The 17,004-nt window shown below is 72.9% G+C and carries 16 protein-coding genes; 11 read left to right on the top strand and 5 right to left on the bottom strand.

Annotated elements, in window-relative coordinates; genetic code table 11:
• Positions 1-142: 142 nt before the first annotated feature.
• Positions 143-1,102, bottom strand: coding sequence for a cell wall anchor protein (locus O7615_RS01565; protein ID WP_278175330.1), 960 nt, complete (start codon positions 1,100-1,102; stop codon positions 143-145).
• Between the two features lie 345 nt (positions 1,103-1,447).
• Here O7615_RS01565 and rsmD point away from each other — a divergent pair, with 345 nt between their 5' ends.
• The 8 genes from rsmD to mutM all read left to right on the top strand — a co-directional run bounded on the left by rsmD (position 1,448) and on the right by mutM (position 6,903).
• Positions 1,448-2,011: a 16S rRNA (guanine(966)-N(2))-methyltransferase RsmD gene (rsmD, locus tag O7615_RS01560; RefSeq protein WP_278175328.1), complete on the top strand. Its 564-nt coding sequence runs from the start codon at positions 1,448-1,450 to the stop codon at positions 2,009-2,011.
• Positions 2,008-2,493, top strand: coding sequence for a pantetheine-phosphate adenylyltransferase (gene coaD / locus O7615_RS01555; protein WP_278175326.1), 486 nt, complete (start codon positions 2,008-2,010; stop codon positions 2,491-2,493). The genes rsmD and coaD overlap by 4 nt, the downstream gene beginning before the upstream one ends.
• A gap of 255 nt (positions 2,494-2,748) precedes the next feature.
• Complete coding sequence (locus O7615_RS01550; protein ID WP_278175324.1) at positions 2,749-3,246, top strand: hypothetical protein; 498 nt, start codon at positions 2,749-2,751, stop codon at positions 3,244-3,246.
• A 172-nt stretch (positions 3,247-3,418) separates the two neighbouring features.
• Positions 3,419-3,982: a YceD family protein gene (locus O7615_RS01545; protein WP_278175322.1), complete on the top strand. Its 564-nt coding sequence runs from the start codon at positions 3,419-3,421 to the stop codon at positions 3,980-3,982.
• Between the two features lie 5 nt (positions 3,983-3,987).
• Positions 3,988-4,161, top strand: coding sequence for a 50S ribosomal protein L32 (rpmF, locus tag O7615_RS01540; RefSeq protein WP_091435485.1), 174 nt, complete (start codon positions 3,988-3,990; stop codon positions 4,159-4,161).
• Between the two features lie 108 nt (positions 4,162-4,269).
• A complete protein-coding gene (locus tag O7615_RS01535; protein WP_278181946.1) occupies positions 4,270-5,241 on the top strand; it encodes a phosphate acyltransferase PlsX in 972 nt (323 codons plus the stop codon).
• A complete protein-coding gene (gene rnc / locus O7615_RS01530) occupies positions 5,238-6,059 on the top strand; it encodes a ribonuclease III (RefSeq protein WP_278175321.1) in 822 nt (273 codons plus the stop codon). Before O7615_RS01535 ends, rnc begins: the two co-directional genes overlap by 4 nt.
• Complete coding sequence (gene mutM / locus O7615_RS01525) at positions 6,052-6,903, top strand: bifunctional DNA-formamidopyrimidine glycosylase/DNA-(apurinic or apyrimidinic site) lyase (protein WP_278175319.1); 852 nt, start codon at positions 6,052-6,054, stop codon at positions 6,901-6,903. The genes rnc and mutM overlap by 8 nt, the downstream gene beginning before the upstream one ends.
• Before the next feature lie 142 nt (positions 6,904-7,045).
• Here mutM and O7615_RS01520 read toward each other — a convergent pair whose 3' ends face one another.
• The gene (locus O7615_RS01520) at positions 7,046-7,891 is read right to left on the bottom strand and encodes an endo alpha-1,4 polygalactosaminidase (RefSeq protein ID WP_278175317.1); all 846 of its coding nucleotides are present in this window, start codon (positions 7,889-7,891) and stop codon (positions 7,046-7,048) included.
• A 148-nt stretch (positions 7,892-8,039) separates the two neighbouring features.
• Complete coding sequence (locus O7615_RS01515) at positions 8,040-9,476, bottom strand: CAP domain-containing protein (protein ID WP_278175316.1); 1,437 nt, start codon at positions 9,474-9,476, stop codon at positions 8,040-8,042.
• A 372-nt stretch (positions 9,477-9,848) separates the two neighbouring features.
• Here O7615_RS01515 and O7615_RS01510 point away from each other — a divergent pair, with 372 nt between their 5' ends.
• The 3 genes from O7615_RS01510 (at position 9,849) to O7615_RS01500 (ending at position 14,586) form a co-directional block, all read left to right on the top strand.
• Positions 9,849-10,043, top strand: a complete 195-nt coding sequence (locus tag O7615_RS01510; protein WP_111213647.1) for a hypothetical protein — start codon at positions 9,849-9,851, stop codon at positions 10,041-10,043.
• A gap of 304 nt (positions 10,044-10,347) precedes the next feature.
• Entirely contained in the window at positions 10,348-13,959 is a 3,612-nt protein-coding gene (smc, locus tag O7615_RS01505; protein WP_278175314.1) for a chromosome segregation protein SMC, read from the top strand.
• A 6-nt stretch (positions 13,960-13,965) separates the two neighbouring features.
• Entirely contained in the window at positions 13,966-14,586 is a 621-nt protein-coding gene (locus tag O7615_RS01500) for an HAD-IA family hydrolase (protein ID WP_278175312.1), read from the top strand.
• Between the two features lie 5 nt (positions 14,587-14,591).
• On the opposite strand, the gene O7615_RS01495 is transcribed toward O7615_RS01500, so the two are convergent.
• Positions 14,592-15,113 carry a DinB family protein gene (locus O7615_RS01495; protein WP_278175311.1) on the bottom strand — a complete coding sequence of 174 codons (522 nt, stop codon included), beginning with the start codon at positions 15,111-15,113 and terminating at the stop codon, positions 14,592-14,594.
• Positions 15,114-15,182: 69 nt separating this feature from the next.
• Entirely contained in the window at positions 15,183-16,907 is a 1,725-nt protein-coding gene (locus tag O7615_RS01490; RefSeq protein WP_278175310.1) for an alkaline phosphatase D family protein, read from the bottom strand.
• Between the last annotated feature and the right edge of the window lie 97 nt (positions 16,908-17,004).

Genomic DNA, 17,004 nt, shown 5'->3' with positions numbered 1-17,004 from the left:
ACTCGTCACCGGCCCCGCTCGACGACATGGCCGGTCAGGCCCAGAGGCCCATCGCGGGCGATCAACTGTTCGCAGTTGACGCACGAGGGCGCGCCGACCAGGTGGTCGACGCGCCCTCGGATCAGGCTCGGCTCAGCTTGGGTCAGGCGGTGAAGCGCAGCCGACGGCGGCGGGTCACCACGAACAGGGCCGCGCCCGCGGCCAGCAGCACGGCGGCTCCGGCGATGATGCCGCCGGTCGCGGCACCGGTGACCGGCAGACCGCCGCCCCCGCCGTTGCCGCAGTCCGCCGGCTGCTCCCACGCCACCGGCTCGCCCTCGACGGTCTCATCCTCGACCGTGAAGGTCGGGGTCACGACCAGGCCGTCGTAGGCGTCAAAGCTCACCGAGGTGGTCTCGCCCGGCACCGCGTCCAGCGTCTTGACCGTGCCCTTCTCGGAGGTCAGGGTGACCGAGAAGGCGATGCCGTCGGCCGGGTTGTTGATCAGGAAGACGAGCTCGTCGCAGGTCTCGGTGAGCTCGAAGGTCGGCTCACCCGGCTCCGGCACCTCCGGCTGGCTCGGGCTCGGCGACGGGGTCGTCGGCTCGGGGGTCGGGGTCGGCTCCTCCGTCGGGGTGGGCTCCGGGCTCGGCTCCTCCGTCGGGGTCGGTTCCGGGCTCGGCTCCTCCGTCGGGGTCGGCGTGGGCTCCGGCTCCGCGCACTTGCCGACAACCTTGGCCGTACCGGTCTGGGTGTTCGTGACGGTCTGCCGGTCCTTCTTCCAGACGGCCTTCACCGTCAGGTTGGCCCGCTGGCGACTCGGCACGACCTGCTCGCCGATCAGGGCGCCCTCGCCCGCCTTCGGCAGTACGGCGCCGACGACAATGTTGGTGACCGGAGTGCCGGACGGCGTGGAGACCGAGGCCACCTCGGCAACCCACTGCCGCTCGCTGTTCGTGACGGTCCATTCGACCTTCACCTCACCGTTGGCGAGCTTGCAGCCGACGCCCTTGATGATGGGGTGGTGGGCGCTGGCCGGCGCGGCGACCGTGGCGACGCCGGCGAGGCCGATCAGCGCGCCGGCGGCTGCCGCCGCGACACGCCGGAAGTTGAGACGACTCACGTCTACTCCTGACAGGAAAGTTCGAGGGCTATGCCAGGCGGGCGGTTGGAGACGCACCCCGCGACCGGCACGCGGCAGACCTTATAGATCCGGCGCGGTGCGCCATAGCCTTCAGCGGGACCTAAGGATGATGTTGTAAATCCGTGATCTTCCATACACGGAACGTCCTCAGCTGACTGCGGAGAGATCAACGTCCGATCGTCGGCCGCGCCGTGGGAATCGCGTAGCGTCGGGGCATGAGCGAGCGTGGGCGAGCGAGTCATCGGCTCAGTGCGATGGTGCCTCATGGTGGCGCGCAGCGAAGCGGAGTGCCGTCATGAGTGAGCGCATCCTCGGGGGCCGGCGGTGACCCGGATCGTCGCCGGCAACCTCGGCGGCCGGCGGATCGCCGCGCCACCGGGCGCCGGCACCCGGCCCACCTCCGATCGGGTCCGGGAGGCGCTCTTCAGCTCCGTACAGGCAGAGATCGACCTGGACGGCGCGCGCTTCGCCGACCTGTACGCGGGTTCCGGCGCGGTCGGCCTCGAGGCGCTGTCCCGGGGCGCCGCGCACGTGCTGCTGGTCGAGTCCGATCCGCGTGCCGCCCGGGTGGTCCGGGAGAACGTGGCGACCCTGCGCGCGGCGCCGGCCGCCCGACTGGTCACCGGCAAGGTCGCCACGGTGCTGGCCGCCGGGCCGGACGGCGGCCCGTACGACGTGGTCTTCGCCGACCCGCCGTACGCGGTCCCGGGCGATGCGGTGACCGCCATGCTCACCGCCCTGGTCGACGAGGGCTGGCTGGCGCCGGACGCGATGGTGGTGGTGGAGCGGTCCGGTCGTAGCGGTCCGGTCGAATGGGTGGAAGGCGTCACTGGCCAGCGCAGTCGCCGGTACGGCGAGACCACCCTTTGGTACGGTCGCCGATCATGAGACGTGCGGTGTGTCCCGGTTCGTTTGACCCGGTCACCAACGGTCACCTGGACATCGTCGGTCGGGCCAGCCGGCTCTTCGACGAGGTGATCGTCGGGGTGCTGGTCAACCAATCGAAGAGCGGCCTGTTCACCGTCGAGGAGCGCATCGACATGCTCCGCGAGGTGACCGCCTCCTACGGCAACGTCCGGGTGGAGTCCTTCCGGGGGCTGCTGGTGGACTTCTGCCGGGCGCAACGGGCGACGGTGCTGATCAAGGGCCTGCGGGCGGTCAGCGACTTCGACTACGAGTTGCAGATGGCCCAGATGAACATCGGCCTCGCCGGGGTCGAGACGTTGTTCATGCCCACCAACCCGCTCTACTCCTTCCTCTCCTCCAGTCTCGTCAAGGACGTGGCCAAGTGGGGCGGCGACGTCACCCCCCACGTGCCCGACATCGTCCGCGAGGCCCTGAAAACCCGCCTCCACCCCCCACCCCCCTAAACCCCCCGCACCCGCCCCCTCGCCCCCTCACTCCCGCGATCTTGCAGTTTCGGTCGCCTTCTTGCCCTGCCTTGCCCCGTTTGCGGAGACACAAAGTGCAAGATCGCGGAGGCTAGGGGTGGGGAGGGGCGACGCGCCCGAGGGCGGGGATGGGGCGGGGGAGGGGCGGGGGACGACATCATTGGGTGAGGCGGGAAATTGGCCGCAGGCCGCATGATGTAGGTCGGCCCGACGAACGACAGGAGTGAGGTACCGGTGGACCCGCTCGACCGCATCGACGAACTGATCGCCATCGTGGAGCAGGCACGCTCCGTTCCGATGTCGCGTAACAACTGCATGGTCGACCGCGGCGAGATGATCGCGGCCCTCGACGAGCTGCGCGGCGAGCTCCCCGCCGACCTGCGCCGGGCCGCCGCCCTGCTGGAGGAGCGGGACAAGATCATGGAGGCCGGCAAGCGGGAGGCCGACCGGATCATCAGCGAGGGTGAGGCGGAACATGCCCGGCTCGTCTCGGTGAACGAGATCACCGTTTCGGCCGAGCATGAGGGTGCCCGGATCATCGCCGAGGCCCGCGCCGAGGCGCAGCGCCTGCGCGAGGAGGTCGACGACTACGTCGACACCGCGCTGGCCAACTTCGAGCAGTTCCTCACCCGGGCGCTGGCCTCGATCGAGCGCGGCCGGGACAAGATGCACGCGCTGCGGGAGATCGGCACCTTCGCCGGCGACGAGGCGGAGCGGCCGCTGCCCTTCTGAGCGGCTGTCGGGGGCACCGCCGCCCGGGCTACGCCCCGCTCGCGCCGGGCTTCCCGACGGTGTCTCCATCGGCACCGCCGTCGGCGTGACCGCCGGTCGCCCCCCGGTTCGACGCTGGGGCGTCCGTCCAGGTAACCTCGTTAGTCGGCCCCTCACCGGCCGGAGTCTGACTATGCCCAAGAATTCACCCACTTCACTCGACCCCAGGTCGCCGCTGGTCCTCGACACGAGGGAGCTGCCGCGCCGACCTGGTGCCTTGCGTACCGTCAAACGGGTGGTCTCGGCGCCGTCGGACCTCGGCGTGGAGTTGATCGGCGTGCCGGAGGGCGCGGGCCTCGACCTCGATCTGCGGATGGAGTCGGTGTCCGAGGGCGTGCTCGTCTCGGGGACCGTCAGCGGTCCGATCCGGGGCGAGTGCGGTCGCTGCCTGCGCGAGATCAACGACTCGGTGACGGTGACGATCCAGGAGCTGTACGCCTACGCGAACAGCACCACGGACGCCACCACCGCGGAGGATGAGGTCGGTCGAATGCAGGGAGACCTGATCGACCTGGAACCGGCGTTGCGGGATGCGGTGGTGCTCGCGCTGCCGACCAACCCGCTGTGCCGCCAGGACTGCCCCGGCCTGTGCCCCGAGTGCGGGGTGCAGCGGGACGATCTGCCGGCCGACCACAGCCACCAGCAGATCGACCCGCGTTGGGCGGGCCTGTCGCAACTGACCCGTACAGAGGAGTAAGAACCGTGGCCGTCCCCAAGCGCAAGATGTCGCGCAGCAACACCCGGTCCCGCCGGGCGAACTGGAAGGCCGCGGCGGTCGCGACCGTCGCCTGCCCGCAGTGCAAGTCCGCGAAGCTGCCGCACGCCGCCTGCTCCGTCTGCGGCACCTACAACGGCCGCCAGGTCCTCGAGGTCTGATCCGGACGGCGCGTGACGTCTCCGACCACGGGTCGGGCGACGCGCACCTCCCGGCGGTCGCCCGTTGCTCCCGCCGACGCCGGCCGGCTCTCACCGGCCGGCGTCGAGATGGAGCCGGGCACCGCACGGATCGCCGTTGACCTCCTCGGCGGGGACGAGGCTCCCGCCGTCGTGGTGGACGGCGCTCTGCGGGCGGTGCACGCCGACCCGGACCTGCACCTGATTCTCGTCGGCCCGACGAAAGCGGCCGGCGCGCTGATCGGCGCCCTCGACCCGGTGCAACGGGGCCGGATCACGGTCCGGCCGGCGCACACCGCCGTCGACATGGCCGGTGATCCCAGCGCCGCCCGCGCCGAGAGCAGCGTCCGGGCGGCCGTCGCCGCCGTTCGCGCCGGGCTGGCCGACGCGCTGGTCTCCGCCGGCTCCACCGGCGCGACGGTCACCGCCGCCGCCCTCGGCCTCGGCCGCTGGCCCGGCGTCCGGCGGCCGGCACTCGCCGCCGCGCTGCCCGCCGTCTCGGGTCCCGTCGTACTGCTCGACGTCGGCGGCTCGCTGGAGCCGGGCCCGGCGACGCTGACCCGGCACGCCGTGCTGGGTGCCGCGTACGCCGTGGTCGCCCACGGCGTGGTCGAGCCCCGGGTCGGGCTGCTCTCCGTGGGCACCGAGCCCGGCAAGGGTGACCGGGCCCGCCGGCTCGCCGACCCGATGCTCAGCACCGCCGCCCTGCCCGCCGACGCCCGCTACATCGGGCTCGTCGAGGGGTACGACGTCTGCCTCGGCACGCGCGCCGATGTGGTGGTCACCGACGGGTTCACCGGTAACGTGCTGCTCAAGGCCGTCGAGGGCGCGTACGCGATGGCCGGCGGGCCACCGCCGGGTGGCGGCGCGCCCAGGGCGGCCGCCCTGCTCGGAGTGGCCGGGACGGTGGTCGTCTGCCATGGAGCCGCCCGCGCCGACGATATCGCCTCCGGCATCGCCCTGGCCGCCCATCTCTGGCGGCGCGACGCCACCGACCGGGTCGCCGCGCTGCTGGCCGGGGACCGCACCGATCGTACGACCGACACCGAGGTACGCACATGAGCAATGACAAGCGCCGGCGGCCCGCGATCGGCCATCTGGAGGCGGCCTTCGGTGTGTCACTGGACCCGGAGCTGCTGGAGAGGGCGCTCACCCACCGCTCGTACGCGTACGAGAACGGCGGCCTGCCCACCAACGAACGGCTGGAGTTCCTCGGCGACTCGGTGCTGGGTGTGGTGATCACGACCGCGCTCTTCGAGAACCACCCCGACCTGCCCGAGGGGCAGCTGGCGAAGCTGCGCGCCAGCGTGGTCAACATGCGCGCGCTCGCCGACGTGGCGCGCGGCCTCGGCCCGGACGGCCTCGGCCCCTACCTGCTGCTCGGCAAGGGCGAGGAGACCACCGGCGGCCGGGACAAGGCGAGCATCCTCGCCGACACCCTGGAGGCGCTGCTCGGTGCGATCTACCTCCAGTACGGGCTGGACACCGCCGCCATCGTGATCCATCGGCTGTTCGACCCGCTGATGGCCGAGTCGGCCGGCCGGGGTGCCGCGCTGGACTGGAAGACCAGCCTGCAGGAGTTGACCGCCGCACTCGGTCTCGGGGTTCCGGAGTACCGGATCGAGGGCACCGGGCCGGACCATCTGAAGACCTTCACCGCCTGGGTGGTGGTCGCCGGCAACCGCTACGGCGGAGCCGACGGGCGCAGCAAGAAGGAGGCCGAGCAGCGGGCGGCGGCCTCCGCCTGGCGGACCCTCACCGAGCAGGCCGAGACGACCGCCGACGGCAGGGCGGAGCGGGTGGACGACCAGGTGGACGCGGTGGCCGGCGATGGCCGGGACACGGTCGACGAGGTCGAGGCGCAGGCGCACCGTGCCTGAGCTGCCCGAGGTGGAGACCGTCCGGCAGGGGTTGGCCCGTTGGGTGACCGGCCGACGGATCTCCTCCGTGGAGGTACGCCACCCCCGTGCGGTCCGCCGGCACGTGCCGGGCGGGGCACACTTCGCCGACGTCCTGGCCGGCCGGACCGTGCTCGGCGTACGCCGGCGCGGCAAGTATCTCTGGCTTCCGCTGGACAGCGGCGACGCGGTGATCGGGCATCTCGGGATGTCCGGGCAACTGCTGCTGCAACCGACGGCCACGCCCGACGAGGCGCATCTGCGGGTGCGATTCCGTTTCGACGACGGCGGGCCGGAGCTGCGCTTCGTCGACCAGCGGACGTTCGGCGGGCTGTCGGTCAGCGAGGGGGGCGGCACCCTGCCGGTGGAGATCGCGCACATCGCCCGGGATCCGCTGGACCCGGAGTTCTCCGACCCGGAGTTCGTGGCGGCGTTGCGTCGGCGGCGTACCGAGGTCAAGCGAGCCCTGCTCGACCAGAGCCTGATCTCCGGCGTCGGCAACATCTACGCCGACGAGGCGCTGTGGCGGGCGGGGCTGCACGGCACCCGACCCACCGATGCGCTGACCGGCCCGGCCGCCCGGCGGCTGCTCACGCACGTGCGGGACGTGCTCGGCGAGGCGATCACGGCGGGCGGTACGAGCTTCGACGCCCTCTACGTCAACGTCAACGGGGAGAGCGGCTACTTCGACCGGTCGTTGAACGCGTACGGCCGCGAGGGGCAGCCCTGCCCCCGCTGCGGCGCCCCGATCCGCCGCGAGCCCTTCATGAACCGCTCGTCCTACAGCTGCCCCCGCTGCCAACCCCGCCCTCGCCCCCGCCCCTAACCCCCGCCCTCCACCCCCACCCCCACCCCCACCCCGCGCGCCGATCTTGCAGTTGTGGTCGCGACAGAAGCTGTCAAAAGGGTTATATCGGCGACCATAAGTGCAAGATCGGCGGGGTGCGGGGTGCGGGGTGCGGGTGAGGTTAGGGCGGGGGTGGGCAGGGGCGGCGCCAGGCGTCCAGGGTGCGGTTCTTGCGGATGGAGGCGAAGCCGTAGCCGACGCTGGTGACGCAGAAGTCGCTGGTGGTGCCGGTGTACTCGACGTGGAACACCGGTTTGCCGGCGTCGGCGAACGGCAGCAGCTTGTCGCACTGCCTCAGCCGTACGCACTCCTCGTTGACCGCGAAGTCGAAGTCCGGTGCCAGCGCGGCGACCTGCGGCAGGCTGCCGAGCAGGCCGGGGGAGAGATCGAGGGAGCGGGCCAGCGCGGCGACCCGGCGGTTGAACTGCAACTGGTCGTCGAACTCCAGCAGGAAGCCGGAACGCCGGTCGTAGCCGTCGGCGTCCGCGAGCACCACCGCACCGAAACCCTTGCCGCGGCAGAGCCGGAACCGGTCGGCCAGCACCGGCCGCACGGTGTCCCAGCGGCGTACGTCCAGCCAGACGCGGCCGGTGGCGGCCACCGTGGTACCGCGTACCTGTGCCGGGTAGCGGCTCGCGTCGGGGTCGCTGGGGTGGAACGACCCGACGGGCACGTGGCAGACCAGCCGGCGACCCCGGGAACGCAGCTCGGCGGTCTGTGCGGCGGTGGTGTCGACCGCATCGAGCACGAACACGTCCGCCTCGACCGTCGGGTCCAGCACCCCGGCCAGTTGCCACTGCCACTGCCAGTGCCGGGCAGCGGTGGTCGGCCACCTGGTCGGCGCGCCGGGCGGGGTGAGGTCCGGCCGGCAGGCGGCCACCGTGGCGAGCAGCGCGAGCGTCAGGCCGGCCGGCAGCGCCGCGTGGCGCATCCACCGCGCCGGTTGTCCGGCCAGCCCGATCCGCATCGCCCGCTCCGCACGTCGCGGGGCGGCACCGGGCCGCCCGAGCCGGCACGCCGGGCACCCGGCGTACCTCACCCGGTCAAACGAGTACAGACCCGACGAGGACTCGCCGCCGCCCCGGCAGCGGGGCGGCGTGCGGTGCGGTCCGGGATCAGCGCGGTGCGGCGAAGACCTGCGTCCAGTACGGCCCGTTGCTGCTCGCCACGCCGACGCCGATCTCGGTGAAGGCGCAGTTGAGGATGTTGGCCCGGTGCCCGGAGCTGTTCATCCAGGCGTCCATGACGGCGGCCGGCGTCCGCTGGTTCCAGGCCACGTTCTCGCCGTAGGTGCGCCACGCGTACCCGACCCGGTCGAGCCGCTCCCCGGGGTCGCTGCCGTCGCTGCCGCTGTGCGACATGTTCTGGCTGTCCGCCTGGTCCTGGCTGTGCCGCTGGGCCGCGGTCATCAGCTTCTCGTCGATGCTCAGCGCGCCGCAGCCGGCCTTTGCCCGCTCGGCGTTGACCAGCTCCACGACCTGTGCCGCCTCGGACGTGGCGCCGCTGGTGGGGGACGGGCTGGCCGAGGCGCCCCGGCTCGGGCTGCCCTGGCGGTCGACGCCCAGCCGGGAGGGCGACGTGCTGCGCGACGGAGCGGGCGTGGGCCGGGCGGTCTGCCTCGGCGACGGCGTCAGCGACGGCGCGGCCGTGCTGGGGGAGACGCTCGGGCTGGGGGAGACCTCCGGGATGTCGTACGTGTCGAAGGGGATCGCCTCGTCCTCCTCCGGCAGGGCCGGCGCGGTGGCGATCGGGGTCTCACCGGCGGTGGTGTTGGCCGGGGTGTCGTCGCCGGGCAGCGCGAGGGCCGCGACGCCGAGGCTCACCACGAGGGTGGCCGCCGCGGCGGCACCGCCCATCACCAGGGGGCGCGGCAGCCGGCGGGACCGGCGGCCGGAACCGGCCGGTTCGCGGCCCTGCCGGTCGACGTCGGCCGCACCGGGGCGCTCGGCATCCGGCGGTCCGTAGCCGGACCATCCGTCCGGTCCGGCGTACCCACCGGGCTGGTCGTCGTACCGACCGGCGTCGTACGCCCCGGCGTGCGGCGCGTGGTGCCCGGTCCAGTCGACGGCGTGGACGGCGGTCCGGTCGTCGGCGAGGTCGCCCGACGGCGCGTGCTCGCCGACCGACCAGCCGTCGGTGGCCGGCCCGTAGCGCCCGTCGGCCGGCTCGTAGTGCCCGCTCACCGGCTCGTAGTGCCCGTCCGCCGGCTCGATGGGCCGGTAGCGCTCGTCGTCGCGGTGGTGCCGACCACCGTCCTGCCCGAAGGAGGTATCCGAAACGGGGATGTCGTACCGGTCCTGTCCGGCCGCCGGGTACGACCGTTCGGCCGGTTCGTAGGCGTCCGTCGCCCGATACGGGTGCGCGTCGTCGGGACGCCACTGCTCGGTCGGCTGGTCGCGGTACCACCCATCGGAGGGACTCTCCGGTTCGTCGCCGAACAGGTAGGACGACCGAGGCGCCGGCCGGTCGGTCAACCAGGCCGGGTGGTCGGTCGGCGGTTCCGGTCGCCGCGGGGTGTGCTCCGGGTCGATCGGATCATTCCAGCCGTGCACGCCTGTCGCCTCCACGGGTTGGTTACGGGCCGGGGTGACGCTACGTGTTGTGCCTGAGCAGCAGCAACGTGGCTAAGGAAGAGTTAAGAGGAGCCTGCCTGTCCGGGTGAGGTGTTCGACGTTTCGGAAGCGTAGAGTCGGGGTGTCCGGACAGAGCGTGTCCGCGCCTTGTGGCAGCCTCCCGCGACGGGTCGGGTCGACACCGAGATGATCTACGGCCTGCGAGAACTTGACGAATCAGGGCTGTCGGCTCAATATGGAGATGTCGCCAGTCGCGCCCGGCCGTGCCCAGAATTCGTGGGAATGGCAGTCGCGCTATAACAAGGGCGCGCGTTGGCCGGCCTCTCCGGCAGCGCACATCAAGGAGAAAAAATGGCGAAGGCCCTCTTCGGCCACGTAGGTGCGGCGCCCGACCGGCGCCTGCTCGACGAGGTCACCCGACTGCGTGCCAGGGTTCAGTCACTGGAGTTCGAGGTCACCCGGCTGCGTGCTGAGAACGATCGGCTCGCGGCGGCTGCGGCGGAGGCGGACGATCTGCTCCGTCTGGCCGAGCCGGCGCTGACCTGACCCACCTGGTCGCCGACAGGCGACTGGACCAACCGGTCGCCGCCGAGCGACTGAACCCAACTGGCCCGCCACAATCGAATAGCACCACCGCACAAAGCGCGCCGACACGAAGTGCCGGCGCGCAGCTCTGTGCGTACCCACCGACCTGGGCCGTTCGGTGCGGAGGGTGCGGGCCGGACGGTGCGCGGCGACCGGCAGGCGGGTCGCGTCGCGCGGCCCACCCGGTCCCGGGTTAGTCTGCGGGTTTACCAGGGTCCGCGCAGCCGGGCGACGGTACGGCGGCCACCGGACGAGGATCGAGAAGGTGCATCTCAAGAGCCTGACGGTGAAGGGTTTCAAGTCTTTCGCCTCCGCGACGACGCTCAAGCTGGAGCCGGGGATCACCTGTGTGGTGGGCCCGAACGGCTCCGGCAAGTCCAACGTCGTCGACGCCATCGCCTGGGTGCTCGGTGAGCAGGGCGCGAAGGCGTTGCGCGGCGGCAAGATGGAGGATGTCATCTTCGCCGGCACCGCCGGTCGGGCGCCGCTGGGCCGGGCCGAGGTGACCCTCACGATCGACAACACCGACGGCGCCCTGCCGATCGAGTACACCGAGGTCTCCATCACCCGCCGGATGTTCCGTTCCGGGGAGAGCGAATACGAGATCAACGGCGATTCCTGCCGCCTGCTCGACATCCAGGAACTGCTGTCGGACTCCGGCATCGGCCGCGAGATGCACATCATCGTCGGGCAGGGCCGGCTCGACGGGATGCTGCACGCCAAGCCGGAGGACCGTCGCGCGTTCATCGAGGAGGCGGCCGGCGTCCTGAAGCACCGCAAGCGCAAGGAAAAGGCGCTGCGCAAGCTCGACGCGATGCAGACCAACCTCAACCGGCTCACCGACCTCACCGCCGAGCTGCGTCGCCAGCTCAAGCCGCTCGGCCGGCAGGCCGAGGTGGCCCGACGGGCCGCCGTGATCCAGGCCAGCCTGCGTGACTCCCGGTTGCGGCTGCTCGCCGACGACCTCGCCACCCTGCGGACCACGCTGGACAAGGAGATCGCCGACGAGACCGCGCTGCGGCAGCGGCGGGAGCAGGTGGAGGCCGAGCACGCCGAGGTCCAGTCGCGCCTCGGTGAGCTGGAGGGTGCGCTGGCGTCCGACGCTCCGTTGCTGGCCGCCGCCCAGGACACCTGGTACAAGCTCTCTGCGTTGCAGGAGCGGTTCCGTTCGATCGAGCAGCTCGCGGTCGAGCGGCTGCGGCACCTGAGCGCCACGCCGGACGACGAGCGCCCGGGGCGAGACCCGGACCTGCTGGAGGCCGAGGCCGACCGGGTCCGCGAACAGGAGGAGGAGCTGCGCGCGGCGCTCACCGACGACCAGGTCCGGCTGGCCGAGGCGGTCGAGCACCGGCAGGAGCTGGAACGGCAGCTCGCCGCCGCCGAGCGGGAGCTGGTCGCCGCCGCGAAGGCGATCGCCGACCGGCGGGAGGGGCTGGCCCGGCTGACCGGGCAGGTGAACTCCGCCCGGGCGCGGACCACCAGCGCCGGCGAGGAGATCGAGCGGCTCGCCGCCGCGCACACCGACGCGCTGGCCCGGGCCGAGCGGGCCCAGGCCGAGCTGGACGCGGTCGCCGAGCAGTCCACCGAGGCGGACCGCGACAACGCCGACCTGGACGCCCGGCACGCCGAGGCGGTCGCCGCCCAGGAGCGGGCGCAGGCGACGCTCCGGTCCCTGTCCGACGCGGAACGGGCGGCGGAGAAGGATGCCGCCACCTGGAAGGCCCGGGAGGAGGCGCTCGCTCTCGGCCTGCGCCGCAAGGACGGCGCCGGGGCGCTGCTGGCCCGCGCCGACCAGGTGCCCGGTCTGCTGGGTGGCCTCGCCGGCCTGCTCACGGTCGCCCCGGGCCACGAGGCGGCGCTCGCCGCGGCGCTCGGCGGGCTGGCCGACGCGGTCGCGGTCACCGGTGTGGACGAGGCCGTCGAGGCGATGCGCCTGCTGAAGATCTCCGACGCCGGGCGCGCCGGGCTGCTCGTCGGTAGCCCCGCCGGGCCGGGAATGTCCGGCTCGGCCGACGCGCTGCGTCCGAAGCTGCCCGACGGTGCCCACTGGGCTCCTGACCTGGTCGACTGCGACGCGCAGATCCGCCCCGCGGTGCACCGGGCGCTGCGCGACGTGGTGCTGGTCGACGACCTGTCGGCCGCCGCCGAGGTGGTCGCCGGCAACCCCGAGCTGCGCGCGGTCACCCGGGACGGTGACGTGGTCGGGGCGTACGCGGCGGCGGGTGGGTCGGCCAAGGCGCCCAGTTACATCGAGGTGCAGGCGGCCGTCGAGGAGGCCCGGGCCAACCGGCTGGCGGCCGAGCGGACCAGCGCCGAACTGCGGGAGCAGCTGGTCGAGGCGCGCGCCGAGGTGGCCGGCGCCAAGGAGGCCGTGCAGCACGCCGCCGCGGCCAAGCGGGAGGCGGAGAGCCACCGCAACGCCGCCGCCCGGCGGCTGGCGGAGCTGGGCGCCGCCGCCCGGTCGGCGAAGGGGGAGACCGACCGGCTCGGCGAGTCCCGTGCCCGCGCCGAGGCGGCCCGGGAGCGGGACCTGACCGCCCTGGCGGAACTGGAGGAGCGGCTGCGGCTGGCGGAGGTGACGCCGATCGACGCCGAACCCTCGACCGAGGAACGCGACCAACTCGCCGCGATGGTGCCGCAGGCCCGGCAGAACGAGATGGAGGTACGGCTCGCGGTGCGTACCGCCGAGGAGCGGGTCGCCTCCATCGCCGGTCGGGCCGACTCGTTGCGCCGGCAGGCCAACGCCGAGCGCGCGGCGCGCGAGCGGGCCGCGGCCCGGCGGGCGGCGCGGACCCGGGGCGCGGCCATCGCCCGGGCGGTCGCCGGCGGGGCGCGGACGGCGTTGACCCGGCTGACCACCAGCATCGCCCAGGCCGAGGAGCACCGCGACGCGGTGGCGCGCGAGCGGGCCACCCGCGAGGCGGAGCTGCAGGAGGTGCGGGCCGCCGCGAAGCGGTTCGGCGCGGAGCTGGAGCGGCTGACCAGCCAGGTGCACCGCGACGAGGTCGCCCGCGCCGAGCAGCGGCTGCGCATCGAGCAGTTGGAGGCGAAGGCGGCCGAGGACTTCGGCCTGACCGTGGAGACGCTGATCGCCGAGTACGGCCCGAGCCAGCCGGTGCCGCCCACCGAGGCCGAGGTGGCCGCCGCCGAGCGGGACGGTCTGCCGGTGCCGGAACCGGTCCGCTACGAGCGGCCGGTGCAGGAGAAGCGGGCCGCCAAGTCCGAACGGGAACTCGCCCTGCTCGGCAAGGTCAACCCCCTGGCTCTGGAGGAGTTCGCCGCGCTGGAGGAGCGCTACAAGTTCCTCTCCGAGCAGTTGGAGGACCTCAAGGCGACGCGGCGGGATCTGCTCACCGTGGTGAAGGATGTCGACGACCGGATCCTGGAGGTCTTCGCCAGCGCCTTCGCCGACACCGCCCGCGAGTTCGAGCAGGTCTTCACCGTGCTGTTCCCCGGTGGCGAGGGGCGCCTGATCCTCACCGACCCGGACGACCTGCTGACCACCGGCGTCGAGGTCGAGGCCCGCCCGCCCGGCAAGAAGATCAAGCGGCTGTCGCTGCTCTCCGGCGGCGAGCGGTCGCTGACCGCGGTGGCGATGCTGGTGGCGATCTTCCGCGCCCGGCCCAGCCCGTTCTACATCATGGACGAGGTGGAGGCGGCCCTCGACGACGTGAACCTGGGCAGATTGATCACCCTGCTGGCGCAGCTGCGGGAGAAGAGTCAGCTGATCGTCATCACGCACCAGAAGCGCACGATGGAGATCGCCGACGCGCTCTACGGCGTCACCATGCGCGGTGGGGTGACCCAGGTGATCAGCCAGCGGCTCAACCGGGCCGACGGCGACGACGAGCGGCACGGCCGCGGCGAGGAGAAGTGACGGCTAGTGGCTCGGGAACGCGCGACGGCGCTCCTGGTGGACTTCGACGGCGTACTGCGTCGCTGGAACCCGGCGGTCGCCGCCGGGGTGGAGCGCGAGTACGGCCTCTCCTCCGGCGTGCTCGGCGACATCGCCATGCAGTGGGAGCGGCTGCAACCGGTGCTCACCGGCCAGGTCAGCCACGCCGACTGGATGACCAGCGTGGCGGACGCGCTCGCCCCGTCGGTGGGTGACGCCGAGCGGGCCCGCGCGGCGGTGCGGCAGTGGCAGCGCTATCGCGGTGAGGTCGACCCCGACGTGCTGACGTTCGTCCGCCAGGTGCGGGTCGCCGGCATCCGGGTCGGCCTCGGCACCAACGCCACCGACCTGCTCGACGAGGATCTGGCCGCGCTCGACCTGACCGACGAGCTGGACGTCGTGGTCAACTCCTCGGTCATCGGCGTGCACAAGCCGGCGCCGGAGTACTTCCGGGCCGCCTGCGAGGCGCTGGAGACCTCGCCGGCCCGGGTGCTCTTCGTCGACGACGAGGATCGCGCGATCAGCGGGGCCCGGGCGGCCGGCCTCTCCGCCTACCGCTGGACCGGCCCCACCGACCTCCCCTACCTCCGGGCGGCGCTGGCGGCCTGAGCGGGTCACTCGCCGGTGGCGCCGTCGATACGTTCGCGGATGAGGTCGGCGTGCCCGTTGTGGCGTGCGTACTCCTCGATCATGTGGCCGTAGACCCAGCGCAGGTTGAACGTCCGGCGCTTCGGGCCGACCTCGGTGAACGTCTCGTCGAGCGAGCGGCCGACGACGGCGGCCCGGGCCAGCTCCACCTCCCGGTGGTAGGTGGCGAAGTCGGCCTCGGCGTCGGCGTCGCTGACGTCGAAGTCGGCGTCCGGATTCGCCTCGGTGTAGAACGGATAGTCGACCTGCTCGCCGGCGAAGTTCTCCCGGAACCACCAGGTCTCCACCTCGGCCAGGTGCCGGACCAGGCCGAGCAGGGTGAGCCCGGACGGCTCGACGCTCGCGGTCCGCAACTGGTCGGCGGTGAGGCCCGCGCACTTGTGCAGCAGGGTCTGCCGGTGGTAGTCGAGCCAACCCGCCAGGATGGTGCGCTCGTCGCCGACGTAGGGCTCGGCGGCCCGGGTGATCTCCGGTGCTCTCCAGGTCATGCCGACCATCCTGGCCCGGATACCTGACACCCGGCGACACGTTTTCGGCCGGGCTGCGGTGCTGCGGCGTCAGGAGGGCGCCGCTATACGACGCGAGGCGTCAACCGGGGGCCCTTCCTTCGGTGTCGGGGTGAGTCGGTGCCGGGCCACCTCGCGCAGGTGACCGTCGTCGGTGGTGCCCTCGATGACCACCTCGGCGCCCCGGCCGGCGTGGGTGAGGGTCGCCACCGCGTTGCCGAAGTACGGTCCGGCCAGCTTGCGCCACTTCACCAGGGGCCGGCGCACCCCGGCGGTGCGGGCCAGTGCCCGGGCCGCCCCGGCCGGCCCGCGGGCCCAGCCGAGCCGCATCAGCGGGCGCATCCCGGCGGGCACCTGGTTGTGGATCGGCGAGCAGGTGAGCTGGTGTACGGGGGTGCGTACGGCGCGGTCGGCGAAGCGGACCCGGGCCACGTAGGAGTGGTGCACGTCGCCGGAGAGGACGTTGATCGACGCCGGTGGCGGGTACGCCGGGCCGGCGCCCTTGCGGTCGTCGGGTGTGCCGGGTGCGCCGGCGCCGATCCGGGCGAACAGCGTGGCGAGGGCGTCGAACGAGCGGCGGAAGGCGCCCCAGTGCTCCAGGTCGAGGCCGCGGCGCAGCCGTTCGGCCAGCCCGGCGACCCAGGGCCGGGCCGAGTCGGCCAGCTTCTCGTTCCACGCCTCGACATGGTGGATGCCGGGCGGCAGCAGCCAGGGCAGCGAGGAGCCGACCACCAGGTGGTCGTAGTCGCCGTGGACGCGGTCGACGAACCACGACCACTCGCCGGGTGGCAGCATCGCCCGGTGGCCCGGCAGCAGCACCCGGCTGCACCGGTTGTCCAGCATCACCAGCCGGGTGCGGCCCAGGTCGAGCGCGTAGCTCCACTGGTAACCGCCGACCCCGGTGTCGACCCGCTCGCCGAACTCGCGCAGCACCTCCGTGGCATCTCCGGCCGCGCTCACCCGGGCGAAGACGGGGTCGGCGGCGATCTCGTCCGGGGAGAGGTTGCCCAGGTGCTGGTACACCCAGTAGGAGGCCAGGCCGCTGGCGATCCGCTCGGCCCACCAGGGCTGCCGGCGCATCTCGGCCCGCCAGGAGGCCGAGGTGTTCCAGTCGTCGATGATCTCGTGATCGTCGAAGATCATCACGCTCGGCACGGTGGAGAAGAGCCAGCGGATCTCCGGGTCGCTCCAGGACTCCAGGTAGAGCTTGGTGTACTCGTCGAAGCTGACCACCTGGTCGCGGGGGGAGCCCGCCGGGCGCCGGTGCCGGCGGCGCAGCAGGCGCCGCATGGTGGGCGAGGTCTCGTCGGCGTAGACCTGGTCGCCGAGGAGCAGCACCAGGTCGGGCAGGGCCGCCGGGTCGGGGTCGGCCAGCACCCGGCGGGTGTACGCGTCGAGCGCGTCCGGCGGCAGCTTGCGGGTGGTGGCGTGCTGCGTGGTCTCCCGGCAGGACCCGAAGAGCAGGCGGACCGGCTGATCCCGGTCGTCGGCGGCGCGGGTACGGATCACGCTGGGCGGGAAGCGGCTGTCCGGCAGCGGCCAGGCCACCTCGCCGTCGACCCGCACCTCGTAGCTGGTGGCGCTGTCCGGGGTCAGCCCGTCGACCACCACCAGCGCGTAGTGGTGGTCGTACGCGGTGAAGGTGCGCGCGGTGCCGGCGGCGCCGTCGCTCGTGCGGACGGTGACCACCGCCGGCGCCGTGGTCTCGACCCACACGGTGGCCCGCGTGCCGACGACCCGGCGCAGCAGGGGACCGATGAGCAACTCGGCGGGCATGCGGGACCTCCAGACGACAGAGCTTCATCCTTACTACCCGCTCGGCGGCCACACCACTGCTGGCGGTGGCCGAGACCACCGCCGCTTCTCGAGCGGG

The organism is Micromonospora sp. WMMD1082, from assembly GCF_029626175.1.
Classification (GTDB): Bacteria; Actinomycetota; Actinomycetes; order Mycobacteriales; family Micromonosporaceae; genus Micromonospora.
Note: the sequence above shows the minus strand (reverse complement) of the source record. Positions and strands in the feature narration are given on the sequence as shown.

What these genes read in the sequence shown, in the direction of transcription:
- coaD (WP_278175326.1), top strand. Translation starts at nt 2,008, where the DNA reads ATGAGACGTGCGGTGTGTCCCGGTTCGTTTGACCCGGTCACCAACGGT.
- O7615_RS01545 (WP_278175322.1), top strand. Translation starts at nt 3,419, where the DNA reads ATGCCCAAGAATTCACCCACTTCACTCGACCCCAGGTCGCCGCTGGTC.
- O7615_RS01535 (WP_278181946.1), top strand. Translation starts at nt 4,270, where the DNA reads ATGGAGCCGGGCACCGCACGGATCGCCGTTGACCTCCTCGGCGGGGAC.
- rnc (WP_278175321.1), top strand. Translation starts at nt 5,238, where the DNA reads ATGAGCAATGACAAGCGCCGGCGGCCCGCGATCGGCCATCTGGAGGCG.
- O7615_RS01520 (WP_278175317.1), bottom strand. Translation starts at nt 7,891, where the DNA reads ATGCGGATCGGGCTGGCCGGACAACCGGCGCGGTGGATGCGCCACGCG.
- O7615_RS01510 (WP_111213647.1), top strand. Translation starts at nt 9,849, where the DNA reads ATGGCGAAGGCCCTCTTCGGCCACGTAGGTGCGGCGCCCGACCGGCGC.
- O7615_RS01495 (WP_278175311.1), bottom strand. Translation starts at nt 15,113, where the DNA reads ATGACCTGGAGAGCACCGGAGATCACCCGGGCCGCCGAGCCCTACGTC.
- O7615_RS01490 (WP_278175310.1), bottom strand. Translation starts at nt 16,907, where the DNA reads ATGCCCGCCGAGTTGCTCATCGGTCCCCTGCTGCGCCGGGTCGTCGGC.